We start from the raw sequence: 19,805 nt of genomic DNA on the forward strand, positions 1-19,805 counted from the left end.
CTCAGGAGCTAAAGCCTCGGCGCGCGCCCTCGAGCGACAGCCTCACTGCGCGCCTTTGAGCTTGCGCCAGCCTCCGGCACGGTTGTTGGCGATGATCTGCCGGAACATGGCCAGCAACGCGGGCGCGTTCAGCGTTTCGCCCTCGTGAATCGCGACGGTGCGGGCGGTCTTGTTGTCGTGTCCGCCGGTGATGATGCCCTCGGGGTCGGGGACGATCGCGCCGTCGTAGAGAAACACGTTCACATGCGTCCGCGCCGCCTGTAGCGCGCAGATATTGCCGTCGAGCACGAAGTACGGCTGCACGGTCCGCTTGATCGTCTCCTGCACCTCCGGGTCGGCCGCGTGCACGAGATCGCGCACCTCCCGGCAGATCTGCTGCTGCCAGGCGGGCAGCGCGTCGATGTAGTCATCCACGCGCGGATCGACTCGGTAGGTCACCCCTCGATCACACCACGCACAGCACAGTCCGGTCAGCACTTCCCAGCTCCGGGAATATCGGTACTGCAATCAGCGTCACATCGACTATCGTACCGTTACATAACGACACATTGATTGGGTCAGGCAGAGCCGAGGCCCAACTGCCGACCCGATGCGGGGCACTGGCACAACGAACGGAGCAGACCATGAGCAGCACTTTCCAGCGGGGAACGGTCCGCAAGATCCTGGCCACCACCGCCCTCGCCGGCGCGCTGGCCCTCGTACCCGCCGCGGTGGCGCCGCAGATCGCGGCCGCGATGCCCGCTGGCGCGGACGCCAAGGCCTCCAGCCAGCGCGGCGACAGCCACAGCAGCCGAGGCAGCGACAGCCACGGGCACGGCCACGGGCGTGGTTACGGTCAGAGCCGCGGATATGGGCAGGGGCGCGGTTACGGCTCGCACAACCATGGCGGGCTGCGCAACTCCTCTAGCACCACCGAGTCCGACAACAAGCCCGGCTACAGCAGCCGTTGCCACGGCGAGTGCGGCCCGGACTAAAACCTGGCAGCACCGCCGATCACGTCGATCGAGTCAGCGCCCCCGCGCGTCCGCCGCGGGCGCTGCGGTCGTTGTCCGGCCTCCTCGCGCACCCGTTCGGCCAGTTCGGCGGGGATATGGGCGGCAATCCCGTTGCGGGAGGAGATCATCAGCTTCTGCCGGATCCCTGCCACCTGCGCGTCGACCGTGCGGACCGAACTGTGCCGCCGGCTCGCGATGGCGCTGTTGGGCCAGCCGGCTGCGGCGAGGATGGCGACATCGCGCTCAGCCCGCGACAAGGTGTCCCACAGCCGCGACCGCGGCGGGGCCAGCTGCTCCCCCGGCCCGTCCGCACCCGACGGCCCCTCGCCGAAGGCCGCCGACGCCACCTCCATGGCCACCCGCAATTCGGCGGCGACCAGCGGCAACGCGGCGACCGCGACGCCCATCGTTCGGTCGAACTCCTCGAAACTTCCCACCATGCGGGCGATCTCGGTGGCCATCGCGACCGCGGCACGCCGCTCGCGCTCGGCGCGCAGCAGCTGGGTCTTGGCGATGATGCGCGCGGCGACCGCCCAGATCGCGGTCCAGCTGTCGCTGGTGCGCCGCTGATCGGCCGGCAGTGCGTCGATCAGTTCCAGCGCTTCGCGGGCAGAGCCGTGTTTCGCCAGCGCGACCGAACGCGTGATCTGCGCCCAGGCCTTGGCCAGATCAGATCCGGAGCTCATCGAACGTTCCAGGTACCGCGCGGAACTGTCCAGGGCGGCGGACCGGGAACCGAGCGCGGCGCGGCACAGGGCGAGGAACATATCGCTGCCCTCCTCGCCCGCGTGATCGCCGGCGTCGGCGTATTTGCGGCGGGCCCGGTCCAGCACGCCGATGGCCCGCGGGTCCCGGCGCACGAGCATCAGCTCCAGCCCCCACGTCCATTCGACGGGAGCGGGCAGTCCGGTATCGGTGTCGATGGTGTCGCGCCACGGCACCTGCGAGTCCGAACCGGTCCGGCACAACGTCACGCATTCGTCGAGCAGCCGCGCCGCGTATTCGTTGCGGCCCTGCCAGATGGCATTCCACGCCAGCATCGCCGAGGCGCGCACGCGATGCCTGATGCCCTCGGGCGACGAGGTCCGGGCGGCCTCGAGCGCCCGCTCGGTCAGCCGGGTGACCGCCCATCCGCCGCATCGGATCGACGGAATCCAGGTGGCGAGCAGGACCGCGGCCGTTTCCAGGGCGACGACGGCGGTCTCCGGATCATCGAGTCCGGTGTCGATGGCGAGCAGGATGTTGTCCCAGGCCGTGCGCACCCAGTGCACCCAGGCCCGCTCGCGCGGACCGAACCAGTCGTCGGCCCCGACCACCACCCGGTCGCGGTAGTAGCAGCGGTGCCGATCCGCCATCCGGGTCGCCTCGGCCGGATCCCGGCGCTGCAAGCGATCCCGGGCGAACACCCGCACGCTCTCCACCAGATACCAGCGCACCGATTCGGCGGTCTGATGGGTCGACAGCAGCGAGCGTTCCGCGAGCCGTTCCAGCAGATACTCGACGGTGCCTGGCGCAAGCGTCTCATCGGCGCACACCGCGACGGCGTCGGCGAGCTCGATCCCGTTGCGCACCGAGTCAGCGCCGTCGGTCTCGTATCCGGCCGCGAACACCGACAGTCGTTCCAGCAGCAGCTTTTCCTCGGGCCCGCACAGGTCGTAGGACCACGCGATGACGTCGTACACCCCGCGATGGCGGTGCTCGTTGCCCACCCGCACACCGTGTGACCAGCGCATGCGTTTGTCGTCGACATCGCCGGTGAGTTCGGCCAGCACCATGGCCGGCGGCTGATGACGTAGCCGGGCCGCGGCCAGCCGGACGAACAGCGGGCTGTGATCGACGTGACGGCAGATCTGTCCGGCGATCTCGAGCTGCTCCGGATCGTCGGGGATCGGTCGCCCGGTGCGTTCGGCGCGCTGCCGCAACAGCGCCAGCGACTGGCCGGGGGCCAGCGGCGGCACGGTGAGGATGTATTCGTCGATCCAGCCGATCGGTTCGCGGCTGGTCGCGAGAATGGTCAGTGCGGGCGCGGTGGCCAGCAGTTTCGTGATCACCCGGCCGACGCTGCGCAGCACGTGCTCGCAGTTGTCCAGCACCAGGATTCGCCGCTCGTCGGAGGCCGTGGCATCGGAGAAGGTGCTCATCAGCAGATCCCACTCCGAGGGATCGGTGCCGTCGGTGCGCATCACCGAGCGCACCACGTCCTCGTCGGCGAGGTGGTCGTCGCGTTCGACCTCGGCCAGCCGGGCCCAATACACCGGTTGACGCTGATCGTGCGGCATGCGCCGCAGGGCTTCGGCCGCCAGCCGGGTCTTGCCGATTCCGCCGGGTCCCACCAGCGTGATCAACCGCGCGTCACCGGCCAGCAGGTCCTCCAGCCGGGCCAATTCGGCCGTACGCCCGACGAATTCGCTCACTCCGAGGAACTCATGAGCGGATTCGGAGAGCACTCCGTCGGATACCGGTAACACGACCATATGGACGTAAATTAGCCGATGAACCCCGGGGCGGAAGAAAATTTCGCCGGAGTACGCCGCCACCGGGCCCACGCCACGGTGCCCGTCGACCGTGCTCAGCTCGTCGCGCGGCTCGCATGCTGATAGTGCATGCCGACCACGGCGCTGTCGAAGGTCATCACGTCGACCAGTTGCAGCCCCGCGGCTTCGGGCCCGGTGTGGAACAACCGCACCCCGTCGCCGAGCAGCATCGGGTGGACGAACAATCGATACTCGTCGACGAGGTCGTGCTTGATGAACGTGGACGCGGTCTCCGCGCCGCCGAACAGCACCATGTCGCAGCCCGGACGATCACGCAGCGCCGCGACCCGCTCGACCATGTCCGCACCGATCACACTGGTGTTCCACGGCGCGGTGCGCAGGGTGCGGGAGAAGACGATCTTCGGCTTCTCCTTCCAGCAACGGGCGAAGTCCAGGTAGAACGGCGAGATCCCCGGCGCGGCATCGGCGGTCGGCCAGAACGAGGCCATAATCTCGTAGGTTTTGCGGCCGTAGAGAAACAGGTCGGCGCGGCGCAACTGGTCGAGAGACGATTCGCATAGCTCCTCGTCCACGACCGGCCAGTGGACCTCGTCATCCGGCCCTTCGGCGAAGCCGTCGAGCGAAATCTGCATCCATAACGTCACGCTTCCCATTCCAGGCAACCCTCACTGTCCCTAGCTGTGCGACAGTGTGCATTGTTGCGCCGGGCCTCGGCGGCGCGCATCGGTAGGAGCGCGACTATCTACCTAGGTAGAAGCGGCCTCGGTCGTTGCCCGCCCGCTGCTTACGCGGACTACAGCAGGCCGGCACTGCCGCTGGGCAGCGACAGCCCGAACGGCAGGCCGGGAATGTGCGGTCCCGGCTGCGCGGGTCCGCCGTCGAACAGGTCGGTATCGCAGTGCGCGCCTTGCTGCCACGGTGCACAGGGCGGATCGGCGTCGTCGTGCGGCTCCGGTGCGGGCGTGTTCGGGAAGAACGGGCTGAACGGGTAGCCAGGGTCGGGGAAGGGCCAGCGGTCGTTGTGCCAGCCGTCGTTCGGGTCGTGCGGGTGAATGGGATCGGCGGGCGCGGGCTGACCGGTGCCGGGAGCGTCGGGAGTATCAGGTGGCGAGGGCAACTGTGGCGTCTCACCCGCTCCGGGGAGTGTGCCGATACCGGAATCCCCGCCCAGATCAGGAAGGCTCGGAAGGCCCGGATCCGGTGTACTGCCGCCGAAACCGCCGTCATTGAGGCCACCGCCGAAACCGCCGTCACCGAGGCCGCCGCCGAAGCCACTGTCACCGCCGATGCCACTGTCACCGCCGAAGCCACCGTCACCGCCGATGCCGCCGTCACCGAAGCCACCACCGATTCCCGAGTCGGCACCGACTCCGCCGCTGGAGCCTCCGTCGCTGACTCCGCCGCTCGTGCCCCCATCGCTTACTCCGCCGCTGGTGCCGCCGTCGGTGGTCGCGCCACCGGTGTCACTGACGAATTCGACTCCCGTACCGGAGCCGTCGACGGACTCGAGCACCACCGCGGAGGCGGGTGCGGCGGCCAGGCTCGCGACGGCCGCCGGGCCGAGCGCGAGCGCCGCCGCGATCGCGGCGCCTGCCAGCCATGCCGGCGTCCGGCGGGTTCCTGTGAACGCTCGCATCGCCATCACTCCGTTCCTCGCTGATCGGGATCTTGCCTGACCGACAGCCCATCGTTGTCGCCATTCAATGTACCGTTAGTTAGCGGCACATTAGTTCGCGAAGAACTACCATGGGTGGGAAATCAGCAGGTGAAAGCGGGAGTTCGAGTGTTCGTAGCGTGCGGGACCTCAGGTCACCGGGCGGCTCAGAGCTCGGCGAGTTCGGTGTCCTCGTCGAAATACCGCGCGACGAACCGGTTCACCAGCTCACCCGCGACCTGCCCCGGCACCACCTTGGCGATATCGAGGCTCTCGGTGAGCTCCGCGCGATCGGCGCCCGACCGCTCGGACTGCTGATACGCCTGCCAGGCCGTGCGGTGGAACAGTCCGACGAAGCGGCGGGCGATGCGGTCGGCGTCGGTGCGCAGTTTCTCCAGCTCGGCCAGCATGTCGTCGACCGGAATCCCGGCCGCCTCCATCTGTTCGAGAACACCGATGAGCTTGCGGTCGGCCGGGCGATAGGTGCTGGCGTCGACGGGTTCGTACAGCCCGGCCGCGACGACGCGGGCCAGGCCGTTGGGAACGGTGCTGTAGCGCTGGGCCAGCTCGGTCGCCGGGATGGTTTCCTCGGTCGCCGCGCTCGCCGCGGACTCGGTCGCGTCCTCGCTCACCCCGAGGACGTCACCGAGATCGTCACCGCGGTCCCAAGCCGCGAGCAACTCCTTGATGCCGTTGAGTTTGATGCCACGATCGAGCAGCCGGCTGATGGTGCGGACCCGGTTCAGGTGCTCGGCGCCGTAGAACCCGGTGCGGCCCTTGACCCGAGGCGGTGGCAGCACCCCGCGCTCGTGGTAGACCCGCAGGCTGCGCACCGTGGTGCCGGCCTCGCGAGCAAGCTCGTCGATCGTGTACTCCACACGCCCAGCCATACATCAAGGAAACCACATCCGGGCGTGTCGGAGCGGGCGCGGATGGGCGCGGCGCGTCCGCTCAGGCGCCCTGATGACCCCAGGACCTGCGGCGGGCCGCGGCCCTGCGCTCGTCTTCGGACATGCCGCCCCAGATGCCGTACGGCTCGCTGACGGCCAGCGCGTAGTTGCGGCACTGGGCCAGGACGGGGCAGCTGTCGCAGATCTGCTTGGCCCGTCGTACCCGTGCGGCGCGGGCCCGGCCGCGTTCGCCGTCCGGGTGGAAGAACACCGCCGATTCCACCCCGCGGCAGGATCCGCGCAGTTGCCAATCCCAGGCGTATGCGGCCGGGATGGTGCGCTCGATCACGGTGGACATACCTGGACTCCTCATGGTGCGAGTTCGTGCCGGAGTCAGCCTAAATTCTCCCCAGATGTGGGAACCGTCACTCGATCGGGGCCCGGCGTCCTTCCCGCCCATGGCAATTCGAGCGGGCCGACGTGCGGTATCGCGCGCCTATTCTTCGGGTATGACCGATTCGCCGGGGCTTCGGATCAGTGTCGCCGAGCGCGAACGCGCCCTGCGGGAGCTCACCCATCATCTGGGAACCGGCAGGCTGAGCCTGGACGAGTTCGAGATCCGCAGCGCCGCGGTGGCGGCGGCCGACCGGCCCGAGCACTTGGCCGAGCTGTTCACCGATCTGCCCGGTGCCGTGCCGGATTCCGTTCCACTCGGCCCGCCGCCGAGTCCGTTGCCGGCGGTCGGCGCGGGCACGGTCGTCGTGCTCGGTGTGCTGGCCGCGCTGGTCTTCGGCAGCTGGTGGTTGTTGCTGCTGCCGATCGCGGCGGGTATCGCGGCCGGGGTGATCCTGCGACGCCTACCGTCTAAGCGCGCGACGAGCTGAGACCGCGGTTCACCACCGGCTGTGCGGCCGCACGTGATTGGCGAGGTCGACCAGCCGGTATCGGTGCAGCCGATCGGGCGCGGTGCGGGCCAGGGCGCGCAGGCAGGTTTCCAGTCCACGCGCCAATCCCGGTTCGGTGAACGGGAATCCCAGCAGTGCCGCTCCCCTATCCGCCGCCGCATGGCCCGCCCGCAACCATTCCAGCGCCGCGCCGACCACGATGACCTGCAGTTGCAGCGTCCGCGGCTCTTCGGGCAGGGCCTCGAGCCGCTCGGCGGCCTCACGCAGATCCTCGGCGATGATCTCGCCCACCGGCCGCGACACCAGCAGCAGACATCCGGTCATTCGCGCGACGGCGTGATGGCGTGATGCGACGGGCACCTGATCCAGGACGCCGACGGCTTCGAGCAGTTCCCCATCGGCGGCCAGCCGGCGCGCCAACCCGAACGCCGCGCTCACCACACCGTGGTTGGTGCGCCACACCATCCGGTAGTACTCCATGGCGGCGCTGTGCCAGCGATCGGTGTGCTCGGGCTGCTCGAGATGCTGCAAGGCCAGTTCGGCGGCGGCGCCCAGCGCCAGCGCGGGCGCGATCTCCCCCGGCAATACCGTGTGCACCTCGTCGAAGCAGGCGTAGGCCCGTTCGTAATGGCCGTCGAGCAGGTCGGCGATGCCGGAATACCACTGGATCCGCCAATCCCTGCCGAAACGCGGGCGCAGGTCGGCGAGCCGGGCGCGAGCGGGACCCACCTCGCCCAGATCCAGGTGGGCGCGCACCGCCGTCAGCGGGCCCTCCAGGTCGAAGGATTCGGGCGCTTCGATGGTTCCGGCGCTGATCCGTTCGGTGGTGCGTTCGAGTACGTCGAGGATGTGCCGTGGGTCGCCGTGCAGCAGCGTGGCCAGCAGTTCAGCGCTGGGATCCTCGCTGTCGATGAGCGGGATCGGCAGGGCCGCGACGACGCTCGCCGCGTCCACCGCGGGCATCCGGTGCATGCCGTCGACCATGCCGTCGGTCTGGCCGATGAGTGTGTCGATACCGAAATCGCCGCGCATCGAACCGAATTCGGTGGAGGCCTGCGGATGTTCGAGGCCGGTGTCGGCGGCCAGCACCATCCGCAGCACGCCCGCGAGCTGGCAGTACATGGTGTAGGCAGACGGGAACCGGCGCAGTGGGTCCGGGTCGGTCGCGCGCAGCAGCAGCCGGTGCAGGAAGGGGTAGCGGCGCAGGATCGGTTGCTGCTCGGGTGCGGGCATGCCGGGCAGATAGTGGCCTTCGGAATCGGTGGGCAGATCGAAAAGCAACGCCGCCAGCGTCCGGCCCACCGCGTAGATGTCGGATTCCACGGTCGGCCCGGTCTGCAAGATCTCGGGTGCCTGATAGCCGGGGGTGCCGTAGATGCTTCCGTAGGACTCCATGGCGGCCACCGCGCCGAGGTCGATGAGTTTGACCTCGTCGTCGCCGACCATGATGTTGTCGGGCTTGAGATCGTTGTAGGCCAGGCCGATGGAATGCAGGTAGTCCAGCGCGGGCAGTACTTCCATCAGGTAGGCGATGGCCTCGGCGACCGGGATGCGGTCGGGCGCGCCCCGATCCAGCATCGACTTCAGCGATTGCCCGCCCACGTACTCCATCACGATGTAGCCGTCGGCCACCTCACGCGCGGACTTGTGCTTGACGAAGTTGAAGATCTTCACCACGCCCGGGTACGCCACCTCGGACAGGAACTGTCGTTCGGCCAGCGCGACGACATGCGCTTCGAAATCGAGCGGATTCTGCAGCCCCTTGAGCACCACCCAGCGATCGCTGACATTGCGGTCGATGGCCAGATAGATCCAGCCGAGTCCGCCGTGCGCCAGACAGCCCTGCACCTCGTACTGGTCGGCGACGAGTTCACCGGGCCTGAGCGCGGGCCGGAAATTGAACGGGGATTTACATCGGCGGCACTCCCCCGAGACCGGGCCGGGACCGTCGGCGGTGGCGCGTCCGACCGGGTCCTGACAGTTCCAGCAAAAGCGTTTGTGCTCGGGAACTTCCGGGTTCTCCAGCACCGCGGAGAGCGGGTCGGTTTCGGTGACCCGTGGCACCACGACGAGTCCGGCGCCGAGTCGGCGCACGCTGGGCCGTGACGGGGTATTGCGGCCCGACCCGGTCTCCAGCTCGTCGAGTTCGGCCAGATCGAAATCGTCGAGTCCGGCCGGCTCGGTGCTGTCGCCGGGCGAGATCTCGGTGGGCGCCAGCGGCGGCGAAACCCGCTGGGATAGTTCGGCTTTACTCATTCGCCGGGTGGACCAGTGCGGGGCGAGGCGGTGCGGCACCTCCATCCCGCGCATGCGCCGATCGGCCCAGGCGGGCAGGCGTTGCTGGTCGGATGTGCTGGGCTGTTCCGGCATATGAACCCCTCGAACCCGTTGAACCGAGGCCTTATTCTGGTGCGCCGCACGACCATCGCGCGCCTGCGCTGTTCCCGGATCTGGGAACACCGCTGCCCCGGATTATGCGTCCGGGGCAGCGGCGATACTCAGTGTTCGTCGGGCTTTTCCAGGATGACCACCGCTTCGCGAGCATCCTTGCGCGGCGGACGCTCGGCCAGCACCGGGAACTGGCCGGTGTGCCCGCCGCGGATCTGGGCGAGCTGCAGCACTTTGCCGCGCGCCAGGAACCACCCGCCGACCAGGGCCGGAATCATGATGGCGCCCATCGCGATCACCGCGCCGCGCTGGACCTCGTCGTCGCTGAAGGCCATCAGCGCGACCACGCCGACCAGGAACAGCAGCGTCGCGATGCTGGTATACGGCGCACCGATGAGGCGGAAGGACGGACGCTCCACCTTGCCCTGCTTCGACCAGCGCCACAGCTGCAACTGGCACAGCACGATCGCGGCCCACGCGAAGATGGTGCCGAGCGCCGACACGTTGATCACGATCTCGAAGGCCTTCTCCGGCACCATCGCGTTCAGGCCGACGCCGAACAGCGCGATCGCACCGGTGGCCAGGATGCCGACATAGGGCACACCGGACTTCGACATCCGGGCGGCGATGGTGGGCGCGCTGCCGTTCATCGACATCGAGCGCAGGATGCGGCCGGTGGAGTACAGCCCGGCGTTGAGGCTGGAGAAGGCCGCGGTGAGCACGACCAGGTTCATCACCGAACCGGCGCCGTCGATGCCGAGCTTGGCGAAGAAGGTGACGAACGGGCTCTCGCCGGACTTGTAGGCGGTGTAGGGCAGCAGCAGCGCGAGCAGCACCAGCGAACCGACGTAGAACAGCGCGATCCGGGCGATGACGGAGTTGATGGCACGCGGCATCACCTTCTCCGGGTTCTCCGTCTCACCGGCGGCCGTGCCGACCAGTTCCACCGCGGCGTAGGCGAAGACGACACCCGTGGTGACCAGCACCAGCGACAGCACACCGGTGGGGAACAGACCACCGTTGTCGGTGATCAGGCTCGGTCCCGTGGTCTGGCCCTTGATGTCGAACCGGCCCGCGAGGAACACCGTGCCGACGATCAGGAAGGTGACCAGCGCGACCACCTTGATCAGCGCGGCCCAGAACTCCAGTTCGCCGAACCACTTGACCGACACCATGTTGATGGCGACCACCAGGACCAGCGCGATCAGCGCGATCGTCCACTGTGGTATCGCTTCGAACGCTCCCCAGTAATGGACATACGTGGCGATGGCGGTGATGTCTACGATCCCGGTCATGCACCAGTGGAAGAAGTACATCCACCCGACCGCGAAGGCGAGCTTCTCGCCGTAGAACTCGCGGGCATACGAGACGAACGACCCGGAGGACGGGCGATGCAGGACCAGTTCACCCAGGGCCCGCAGGATGAAGAACACGAACACGCCACAGATGGCGTAGACGATGAACAGGCCGGGTCCGGCGCTGGCCAACCGGCTGCCCGCACCGAGGAACAGTCCGGTGCCGATGGCGCCACCGATGGCGATCATTTGCAGCTGACGCGGGCGCAACGACTTGTGGTAGCCGGCGTCCTCGGCGTGCAGCGCGTCGACCGACGTCGCCGGCGCGCCCGGCTCGGGCAGTGCGGCCGCAGCCGGCGCCGAGGTAGGTCGAACAGTGGTCATGGTGATGGCCTTTCCTGTGGCGGCGATCATATCTATGGGTAATGTACCGTCAGACAGCGGCACGTTCAATAGGTATCTACCCGACGTAACACGCTGGAAACCAAGAACTTTCAAAGATCCTCGCGCCGGACCGCTAAACGCACTGGTCACAGCCGAATGATCGTGCCGATACCAAGCGGTACGTTATGTGATGTCACTCGCGGATGGAGCGTTCATGGCGTGGTTCGATCGGGAATTCATCGCGGTGCCGGACACCGCGGCGGGTCAACTCGTCTACAAGTGGCCCGATGTCAATATCCGCCGCTACAGCCGCGCCATCGTCAACGCCGATCAGACCGCGCTGTTCGTCAAGTCCGGTCAGGTGGTCGCCACCATGGGGCCGGGCCGCCATCGCATCGACGCCGATGAACTGCCCGTGCTCGGCGCGCTGGTCGACACCTTGTCCGGCGGGAACTTCTATCGGGCGGAACTGTATTTCGTCTCCACCCGCGAATTCCCCGGCCTCAAGTTCGGCGGTCGGCTCGCCGATATCGTCGACCCGGTCAGCGAGCAGGTGGTGACGCTGCGGGTCTTCGGTGAATTCGCGCTGGCGGTCCGCGATCCGGGGCAGTTGATCACCGATCTCGCGGGCACCGCCGATCTCGCCGATCCGGGCGCGCTGAACTCCTGGTGTGCCGATCTGCTGCTGAAATCGATGAAGATCGCGGTGACCCAGGGAGTTTCGCGCGGCGAATGGCCGGTGCTCGGGTTGTCCGCGCACCTGCCGTCGATCGAGACAGCGGTGTTGCGGCAGACCAACATCACCCTCTACGAATACGGCCTGCGCATCGTGCGGATGGGCAACTTCGACATCACCCTCGCACCGGAGGACGCCGACCGGCTCAAGCGGCTGGCCAAGGACGTCACCTACATCAAACTGGCCGGCGACTTCCGCCAGTACGCGGCCGGTGAGCTGGCATTGGGTGCGAGTCAGGGGTTCGCCCACGGCGGCACCGGCCCGGACTCGGGCTTTCTCGGCGCGGCCCTCGGCCTGAACGCGATCACCCAGCACACGAGCGCGCCGCCGCCCGCGCCGGTTTCCCAGCCGATGCCACCCGCTCCCCCGCCGGCCGAACCCGCCGCGTTGCCCGCACCGGCCGCGGCCGCCCATCAGACCTGCCCGGACTGTGCGTCGGACAATCCGGCGGCCGCCCGATTCTGTATGCACTGCGGTCACCGGCTGACGACCGCACCGCGCCACTGCGGGAACTGCGGCGCCGAACTGGTCGCCGCGGCGAAATTCTGTGGCGACTGCGGGTCGCCGGCCCGGCCCTGACCAACACAGGTCTATCGCGTCCGGACGATCGCGAGTTGGGTGCGGCCCTGGCCGGTTCGACCGCGGCGATGCACGGCAGAGTCCGTCGACGGCGCAAATCCCGTGCCTCGGCAGTCTCCGGAAACGGCGAGGGGCCGGTGGCCTGACGACCACCGGCCCCTTATCGGGTGCTGCGCTCAGCTCGCAGCGCCCGCCGTCACCACACTCGACTCCCCACCGGCGCTGACCATTCCGCGCACCTGCCGCGCCGCGACCGACAGGGTCGCCAGATCGTAGGTGCCGGAGTCGAAGATCTCGCCGAGCGCCGCCGCGGCCCTGGCCAGCCGGGGCCGGTTGGTTGACTCCCAGTATTCGATCTTCTCGGCGACGGTGTCGTCGGGTTCGGTCGCGGTGGACACGTCGAGGGTGAGCAGCCGCAGCGATTCGTACAGGTCGTCGCGCACGGCCAGCCGGGCGAGGGTGGGCCAGCGGTCGCCGTGTTCGAGGTTGCCGACCGCGGTGAGCAGCCGCTCGATATCGAGGTGCTCGTTGAGCGCGAAGTAGAGCACCGCGACCTCATCGGCGTCGCGTTCGGCGATGTCGGCGATATCGAGCACGTCCAGCAGCGGGAACAGGTGGATCAGCCGGAACACCTCGGTGGCCAGCTCCGCCGGGGCACCCAGGGCGACCGCGCGCTGCGAGCGAGCGGTCAGGTCCTCGGCGAGGTAGCCGGGCAGCCAATCCGAGACCCGGCCGGCCAGCGCCGTCACGCCGTCGCGGTAGCGGGCGATATCGGCGCCGATGGCGATGGGTTGCGGCCGGTTCAGCAGCAGCCACCGCGAGGCCCGTTCCAGGGTGCGGCCGGTTTCCAGTTCCAACGCATCACGCGCGGCGGACGGAATGGGCGCGGTGCGGATGCGCTGCCACACCTCCCGCAGGCCGAAGATCTCGACGGCGGCGGTGAAGGCGCGCACCGCGTCGTCGGTGGTGGCGCCCACCTCCTCGGCCAGCCGGAACGCGTAGGTGATGCCGCCGTAGTCGACCAGGTCGTTGACGACCATGGTGGCCACGATCTCCCGGCGCAGCGGATGCTTGCGAATGGCCGCGTCGAAGCGGGTCCGCAGCGGGGTCGGGAAGTAGCCGGGCAGCATCGCGGCGAACGCGGCGCTGTCGGGCAGGTCGCCTGCCAGCACATCCGCCTTCAGCGACAGCTTCACATGCGCCACCACATTCGCCAGCTCCGGCGAGGTGAGTCCGGCGCCTTCGTCGGCCCGGCGGGCCAGTTCGGCGTCGCTGGGCAGCGCTTCGAGCCTGCGGTCCACGCCGCGGCGGGTCTCGAGTTCGGTGAGCAACCGGCGGTGCACCGCATTGCGGGCGGCCGCCTCGGCGCGGCACAGGCCCATCCGGAAGTTCTGCGAGATATTGTCGCGCAACACCAGTTCGGCGACTTCGTCGGTCATCGAGGCCAGCAGTTCGTTGCGCTCGCTCGCCTCGAGGTCGCCGCCGGACACCACCGCGTCGAGCAGGACCTTGATATTGACCTCGTGGTCGGAGCAGTCCACGCCCGCGGAATTGTCGAGAGCGTCGGTGTTCATCCGGCCGCCGTTGCGGCAGAACTCGATGCGCCCGAGCGCGGTCGCACCGAGGTTTCCGCCCTCGCCGATCACCTTGGTGCGCAGCTGGTTGGCGTCCACCCGGACGACGTCATTGGATTTGTCGCCGGCGTCGGCGTGGGATTCGGTGCTCGCCTTGATGTAGGTGCCGATGCCGCCGTTCCACAGCAGATCCACCGGCGCTTGCAGGATGGCGCGAATCATCTCCGGTGGTGACATCGTGGTCACTCCCGCGGGCAGGCCGAGAGCCTCACGCACCTGCGCCGAGACCGGGACGGCCTTGGCGGAGCGGTCGTACACTCCGCCGCCGTCGCTGATCAGCGTCTTGTCGTAATCGGCCCACGACGACCGCGGCAACTCGAACATCCGCCGCCGCTCCGCGAACGACGACGCCGCATCCGGAGTCGGATCCAAGAAAATATGCCGGTGGTCGAACGCCGCCACCAACCGAATGTGCTCCGACAACAACATCCCATTACCGAACACATCACCGGACATATCACCGATACCCACCACCGTGAAATCCTCGGCCTGAGTATCGATCCCCATCTCCTGGAAGTGCCGCTTGACGCTCTCCCAGGCACCCTTGGCGGTAATGCCCATCGCCTTGTGGTCATAGCCGACAGACCCGCCGGAAGCGAATGCGTCGCCCAACCAGAAGCCGTAGCTCTTGGCGACGTCATTGGCGATATCGGAGAAGGTCGCGGTGCCCTTGTCGGCGGCCACCACCAGGTAGGTGTCGTCACCGTCGCGGCGGACCACCCGCGCGGGCGGCAGCACGGCGCCGCTGCTGTGATCGACATTGTCGGTGAGATCGAGCAGACCGGAGATGAAGGTGCGGTAGCAGCGCACACCCTCGGCCATCATGGCCTGCCGATCGGCACCGGCGTCGCCCGTGGCGGCAGGCGGCTGCTTCACCACGAAACCACCCTTGGCACCCACCGGCACGATCACCGCATTCTTCACCGCCTGCGCCTTCACCAAACCCAGGATCTCGGTCCGGAAATCCTCCAACCGATCCGACCACCGCAAACCACCACGCGCCACCGCACCGAACCGCAGATGCACACCCTCCACCCGCGGCGAATACACGAAAATCTCGAAGCGCGGACGCGGCTGCGGCAGTTCGGCGATGGCCTGCGGATCGAACTTGAACGACAGATAGCCGGCCGGCTCGCCATGGTCATCGCGCCGGAAGTAGTTGGTGCGCAATGTCGCCGTGATCAACTCGAGCACCGCACGCAGAATGCGGTCGGTATCCAGACTCACCACCGCGTCGATCTCCGCGCGCAGCCGCTGGGAAATTTCCTCGATCCGGCTCGCGGACTCCTCGCCCGCCGCCTCGGGATCGAAATAGGCGTCGAACAATTCGATGAACGCCGCCGCCAAGGCCGGATGGGCCAGCAGCACCCTGGTGATATTGCCGAAGGTGTAGGCGAACCCGGCCTGCTGCAAGTACTTCGCGTAGGCGCGCAGTACCGCGATCTGGCGCCAGTGCACCCCGGCGCGCAGCACCAGCTCGTTGAGGCCGTCGACCTCGGCGTCGCCGAACCACATCGCGGCGAAGGCGCCCGGGAACCGCTGCCGGATACCCGTGGCCTGCTCCGCGGCGGGATCGAGCAGATCGGCTTCCATATCGGGGTCGAGCGAATCGCGCAACAGCGCTGCGGGCACCCGCAGCGCGAAATCGTAGATCCAGCGCAGTGGGCCGTCCTGCCGCGCGATCCGGTAGGGCCGCTCGTCGACGACCTCGACGCCGAGGCTGTGCAGCACCGGCAGGACCCGGCTCAACGACACACCCGCACCCGCGACATAGAGAGTGAACCGCCACTCCCCCGCGGGCGCGTCGGCGAGCCGGTAGAGCACCGTATCGATCTCGCCCTCGCCGAGGCGCTCCAGCCTGCGCAGATCCGTCAGCGCACGATCGGCGCCGAACTCCTGCTGATAGCTCGCCGGGAAGGCGTTGGCGTAATCGGTCGCGACCGCATGGGAAATGCCCGTGACTCCCGCGGCGGCCGCCACCACACGGTCCGACCAGGTGCGCGTGGTGGCGAACAGGATGTCCTGTACACGTTCGCGATTGGCCTCGGACAGATCGGCCGTCGCACCGGGCGCGCGATGCACCGTGAAGTAGACGACCGCCAGTTCGGACTCGGTGACGCGCGCCGAGTAACTGATCTGGTCGCCGGCGAACTCCGCCAGCAGAATGTCCTGCATCCGCAGCCGGACCTCGGTGGAATATCGGTCGCGCGGCATGTAGACCAGGCAGTAGATCGCGCCGCTGCGCCCGTCCTGGCGCAGGAACAGCCGGATCTGACGGCGCAGCCCCAGATTCATCACCGCCGAGACGGTGTCGAAGAGCCTGCGCGCGTCGGTGGAGAACAGCTCGACCCGCGGGAAGGTCTGCATCACCTCGAGCATGGCCTGACCGGAGAACGAATTCAGTTCGAACCCGGCCCATTCGATGACCTGATGCACTCGGCGCGAGATCACCGGGATATCGAGGATGTTCTCGTGCAGCCCGGTCACGGTGAAGGTGCCGACGAAGACGTGCTCGCCCTTGACCGCCGCGACCGTGTCGCCGGAGGCCCCCGCCCCGCCCGGATCGGTGGTGGCGTATTCGGCGACGCTGATGAAGTACAGATCCGGCGAACCGGGAATCAACGAGTCGACGGTACCGTTGGTCAGCCGCAGCACCGGTCGCTTCGCGCCGAGCACCGGCACCGGGATCTCGGCGCCGGAACCGTCACGCAGCACACCGAGCCCGGTGCCGGGCACCGGCCACATGCCGAATTCGGCGTCCGGGGTCGGGCTGGTGCGGCGCATCCGGTAGTCGCTGTAACCGAGGACGGTGAAATGACCGTCGGCCAGCCAGCGCAGCAGGCGCGCGCATTCGGCGATCTCGGCGTCGTCGGACCATTCGGCGGTGCGATCGAGGCGGTCGGCCAGCGTCGTCATCGACGCGACCATGGCCGGGGTGTCGTCGGTGACCGAGCGCAGATCGCTGAGTACCTGCGGCAGCGCCTGTTCGATGCGATCGAGGGTTTCCGCGCTCACCGTCGGGTCGAGCTGGACGTGGATCCAGGACTCGGGATAGCTGTGGGCGTCGGTGTAGTCGCGGCGCACGCCGTCGCCGTCGCGCGGGGCGATCGCGCGCAGTTCGCCGGCTTCGTCGCGGGTGACGTCGAAGACCGGGTGCACGACCTCGGCGACGGTGGCGCCGAGCCGGTGCAGCGCCGAGGTGACCGATTCGACCAGCAGCGGCATATCGTCGTTGACGATCTGGATGGCCAGGCCGAGCCCGCATTCGTCGTCGGCGCGGTAGACCCGGGTGGAGACGGTTCCCGGCGCGCGTCGCGCGGCGAGCTCGAGGTGATGGCGCAGGATGTGCCCGGCGCGGTCGGTGATGGTCAGGGCGGTCGAATCCGGGCGGATCCAGCGGAAGTAGGCCGGTTCCAGCTCGGTCGGATCACCCCTGAACTGTGTCGCATCCATCGCGTTCTGTGTGGTTGTCACCGTTGACCTGCGCCTTCCGCCATCGTCGGGTGGGGTTACCGAGTAAGGATAATACGTTGTTCAACGTACCGCTATCTAACGGTACATTAGCTGAAGGTTTATAGCTCGTGGTTTGCGCGAATCGCCGTCACTGCAGCAGACCCGCGCGCGACAAGAACTCCCGCGCACCCGCCGAACCGGCGAACGTGCCGGTGTCGAGCAGCAATCCGGTGCTCGGGTTCGCGTACTGTACGGCGGCCGAAGCGCTCAGCGCCGCGAACACCGCACCGTCGGCGAGCACCGTCGATCCGGCCGAACGCCATTGGCCGACAGTCTCGTTCAACCGCGTCCGTGGCACCAGCCGAGCGTGAAAGATCAGGTCCCGCCCCGAGGTGATCGACCCGGACAGCATCGGATGCCGTGCCGCGACCACACACCGCTGCACCGGCACACCCGACTCCGCCATCGGCTGACACGATGCCGCCGCGCGCAACGGCGCGGGCAGCACCAGGACCGCCGACCCCATCGCCGTGCCCTCGGGCGGCGGGATCGACACCGAACACGATCGGGCGAGCAGGAACCCGAGGACGAGCAGCACGACGATCGCGCCGCCGACCGCCTGCCACTGCCAGCGTGGATGGGGTGCGTGTGCCACCGCGTGTTCCACCGCTTCGGCATCCTTGCGCACCGCTGCCGCGTCGTCGCGGACGATCTCGCCGACCTTGCGCAGCGTGGTACCGATCATCGCCCGCGTGCTCGACTCCGGCGCTGTCGACGGCTGCGGCCGCGCGGGCGCGGCAGGTGCGGCGGGCGAGGTCAAGGGAGCACCGCAATTGGTGCAGGTGGCGTTGCCGCCGCTGTCGCGGTGCGAGCAGTACTGACAGATCAGTGCGGACACGGTGACACTCTCACCGCCCGGTGATGACGATGGAGGAGATCGCGGTGGTGTTCACCGAAGACGCACCACTGGATTCGAGGACGGTCAGCACGATCTCCGAGGCCTGCACCGGAGGTTCGATCCTGGTCTCCACCAGCGTGCGCTGATCGAGGGTTTCCTGGGTGTAGACGGTGTCGTCCTTGTCGTCGAACTGATACGAAACGCGGCTCACGGTACGGAATTTCGCCCACTGGTCGACACCGTCGGTGCCCACGTGGTCCCAGCCGGGCACGATCGCGATCGATTCGATCTCATAGGTCTTGCCGAGGTCGATGCGGATGATCTGGCCATCGACCTGATAGGCCCGCGCACAGGACCACGCTTTGCCCGGCTCGCCGGAGAAGGCGTCCATGGCATCGGTGCCACCCGGCGGGCACTGCGACTTCGCAGATTCCGGCACGATGACGCTGCCCGGCGCCGGGCCGGGCGGCGGCGCCTCCGCCGCGCTGGTCGGCGCCTGGGTGAGCACCTGCAACTGATCGGGCTGCTTGTCCTCACCACCGGTGACCACAAGGATGAAAACCAGCAGCACCGCGAGGGCAGCGGCCACCCCGAGCGCCACCTTCGGTTTCCGCAGCTGCGTGGCCAGGTCACGGGCCATCTGCTCGGGGCCACCGCGACGGCCCGCCGAATCGGGCAGTCGCTGCGCGGGAGCGGGAGCCTCGGTACGCGACGGCTCGTCGGCCGCCGCTTCGCGCAGCCGGGAGGCGGGCACGCCCGAAAACTCCGACCCCAGCGACGAATGCGACCCGGAATCCGGCGACTGACCGCTCAGCAGCGCGTTGATGCGCTCACTCGCGCTGCTCTCGCGCCGGCGCGGTGCGGCTGAAGTCTGGCCGGCCGCCGCCGCGGACGCGGCGATCGAGGCCATGAGTTCGGGGTCGGGGGTGTTGCTGGTGGGTGCCGCGGCCGATGCCGGACGGTCGGTGACCGCACCGCCGCCGGATGAACCGAGCGCGGGATCGGACAGCAGGGCATCCAGCACCGCGCCGCGGTGACGAAGGAAGACATCTCCCGGGTCCTCGGCGGGCATGCTCCGGATGGTATCCGGGTCCACGCTCCGGCCGAGCCCGCGCTATTCCCGGCACCGAGAACAGCGGGGCGGGCTCGCCTACTTGTCGGCCGTGACGAAATATTCCGGCGGAACGTCGAATACCCGGGCCAGCGCGATGATCAGATCCAACCGCGGGATCGCCTGCCCGTGGATGAGCCGGTACAGCCCCGACTGGGACACCGGCACATCCGGGTAGGCGAGTTCGAGGTGCTGCGCGAGCGAGTACAACGTCAGCGATCGCGTGGATCCGTCGTCGGTGGAAACCACCGACTCCGCGATCAGCTCCGAGAGTTTGCTGGAGAATATCGCCGCCGCGGACTGTCTCGGAGTGAGTTCGTCCGCGTCGTCGGGTTGAGGGGAGGATTCGACATCCGACCGGGAGTCCGCTGCCACGATCTGCGACCCT

16 protein-coding genes are annotated in these 19,805 nt (G+C 68.2%); 4 read left to right on the forward strand and 12 right to left on the reverse strand.

Annotation, left to right across the window (positions count from 1 at the left end):
• Positions 1 to 42: 42 nt before the first annotated feature.
• Complete coding sequence (locus FEK34_RS24990) at positions 43 to 438, reverse strand: DUF1801 domain-containing protein (RefSeq protein ID WP_138451604.1); 396 nt, start codon at positions 436 to 438, stop codon at positions 43 to 45.
• A 185-nt stretch (positions 439 to 623) separates the two neighbouring features.
• Between FEK34_RS24990 and FEK34_RS24995 the strand changes: the two genes are divergently transcribed.
• Complete coding sequence (locus tag FEK34_RS24995) at positions 624 to 974, forward strand: hypothetical protein (RefSeq protein ID WP_138451606.1); 351 nt, start codon at positions 624 to 626, stop codon at positions 972 to 974.
• Here FEK34_RS24995 and FEK34_RS25000 read toward each other — a convergent pair.
• The 5 genes from FEK34_RS25000 to FEK34_RS25020 form a co-directional block, all read right to left on the reverse strand.
• Positions 971 to 3,469 carry an ATP-binding protein gene (locus FEK34_RS25000; protein WP_138451608.1) on the reverse strand — a complete coding sequence of 833 codons (2,499 nt, stop codon included), beginning with the start codon at positions 3,467 to 3,469 and terminating at the stop codon, positions 971 to 973. The genes FEK34_RS24995 and FEK34_RS25000 overlap by 4 nt on opposite strands.
• Before the next feature lie 95 nt (positions 3,470 to 3,564).
• Entirely contained in the window at positions 3,565 to 4,134 is a 570-nt protein-coding gene (locus tag FEK34_RS25005) for a dihydrofolate reductase family protein (RefSeq protein WP_249359584.1), read from the reverse strand.
• Between the two features lie 149 nt (positions 4,135 to 4,283).
• Entirely contained in the window at positions 4,284 to 5,126 is an 843-nt protein-coding gene (locus tag FEK34_RS25010) for a hypothetical protein (RefSeq protein ID WP_138451610.1), read from the reverse strand.
• A gap of 185 nt (positions 5,127 to 5,311) precedes the next feature.
• A complete protein-coding gene (locus FEK34_RS25015; protein WP_171048377.1) occupies positions 5,312 to 6,034 on the reverse strand; it encodes a MerR family transcriptional regulator in 723 nt (240 codons plus the stop codon).
• Between the two features lie 61 nt (positions 6,035 to 6,095).
• The gene (locus FEK34_RS25020; RefSeq protein WP_138451612.1) at positions 6,096 to 6,392 is read right to left on the reverse strand and encodes a WhiB family transcriptional regulator; all 297 of its coding nucleotides are present in this window, start codon (positions 6,390 to 6,392) and stop codon (positions 6,096 to 6,098) included.
• Positions 6,393 to 6,543: 151 nt separating this feature from the next.
• Between FEK34_RS25020 and FEK34_RS25025 the strand changes: the two genes are divergently transcribed.
• On the forward strand, positions 6,544 to 6,918 hold the full coding sequence (locus tag FEK34_RS25025) for a DUF1707 SHOCT-like domain-containing protein (protein ID WP_171048378.1): 375 nt from the start codon (positions 6,544 to 6,546) through the stop codon (positions 6,916 to 6,918).
• Positions 6,919 to 6,927: 9 nt separating this feature from the next.
• Here the strand turns inward: FEK34_RS25025 and FEK34_RS25030 are convergent, their stop codons facing one another.
• Both FEK34_RS25030 and FEK34_RS25035 read right to left on the reverse strand, forming a co-directional pair.
• Entirely contained in the window at positions 6,928 to 9,309 is a 2,382-nt protein-coding gene (locus tag FEK34_RS25030; protein WP_138451616.1) for a serine/threonine-protein kinase, read from the reverse strand.
• Positions 9,310 to 9,437: 128 nt separating this feature from the next.
• Positions 9,438 to 11,006: an amino acid permease gene (locus FEK34_RS25035; RefSeq protein ID WP_171048379.1), complete on the reverse strand. Its 1,569-nt coding sequence runs from the start codon at positions 11,004 to 11,006 to the stop codon at positions 9,438 to 9,440.
• Between the two features lie 214 nt (positions 11,007 to 11,220).
• On the opposite strand from FEK34_RS25035, the gene FEK34_RS25040 reads away from it, so the two are divergent.
• Positions 11,221 to 12,321, forward strand: a complete 1,101-nt coding sequence (locus FEK34_RS25040; RefSeq protein WP_138451619.1) for an SPFH domain-containing protein — start codon at positions 11,221 to 11,223, stop codon at positions 12,319 to 12,321.
• A gap of 176 nt (positions 12,322 to 12,497) precedes the next feature.
• Here FEK34_RS25040 and FEK34_RS25045 read toward each other — a convergent pair whose 3' ends face one another.
• Both FEK34_RS25045 and FEK34_RS25050 read right to left on the reverse strand, forming a co-directional pair.
• On the reverse strand, positions 12,498 to 17,408 hold the full coding sequence (locus FEK34_RS25045) for an NAD-glutamate dehydrogenase (RefSeq protein WP_138451621.1): 4,911 nt from the start codon (positions 17,406 to 17,408) through the stop codon (positions 12,498 to 12,500).
• 148 nt (positions 17,409 to 17,556) lie between these two features.
• Positions 17,557 to 18,153: a hypothetical protein gene (locus FEK34_RS25050; RefSeq protein ID WP_138451623.1), complete on the reverse strand. Its 597-nt coding sequence runs from the start codon at positions 18,151 to 18,153 to the stop codon at positions 17,557 to 17,559.
• Here FEK34_RS25050 and FEK34_RS30175 point away from each other — a divergent pair.
• Positions 18,140 to 18,289, forward strand: coding sequence for a hypothetical protein (locus FEK34_RS30175; RefSeq protein WP_171048380.1), 150 nt, complete (start codon positions 18,140 to 18,142; stop codon positions 18,287 to 18,289). The two genes, FEK34_RS25050 and FEK34_RS30175, sit on opposite strands and share 14 nt — an antisense overlap.
• Positions 18,290 to 18,316: 27 nt before the next feature.
• Here the strand turns inward: FEK34_RS30175 and FEK34_RS25055 are convergent, their stop codons facing one another.
• Positions 18,317 to 19,378: a discoidin domain-containing protein gene (locus FEK34_RS25055; protein ID WP_138451625.1), complete on the reverse strand. Its 1,062-nt coding sequence runs from the start codon at positions 19,376 to 19,378 to the stop codon at positions 18,317 to 18,319.
• Between the two features lie 78 nt (positions 19,379 to 19,456).
• Positions 19,457 to 19,792 (reverse strand): helix-turn-helix domain-containing protein, encoded by a 336-nt coding sequence (locus tag FEK34_RS25060; RefSeq protein ID WP_232052348.1) that lies wholly within the window; start codon positions 19,790 to 19,792, stop codon positions 19,457 to 19,459.
• Positions 19,793 to 19,805 lie beyond the last annotated feature (13 nt).

This window comes from Nocardia cyriacigeorgica (assembly GCF_005863245.1).
GTDB classification, from domain to species: domain Bacteria; phylum Actinomycetota; class Actinomycetes; order Mycobacteriales; family Mycobacteriaceae; genus Nocardia; species Nocardia cyriacigeorgica_C.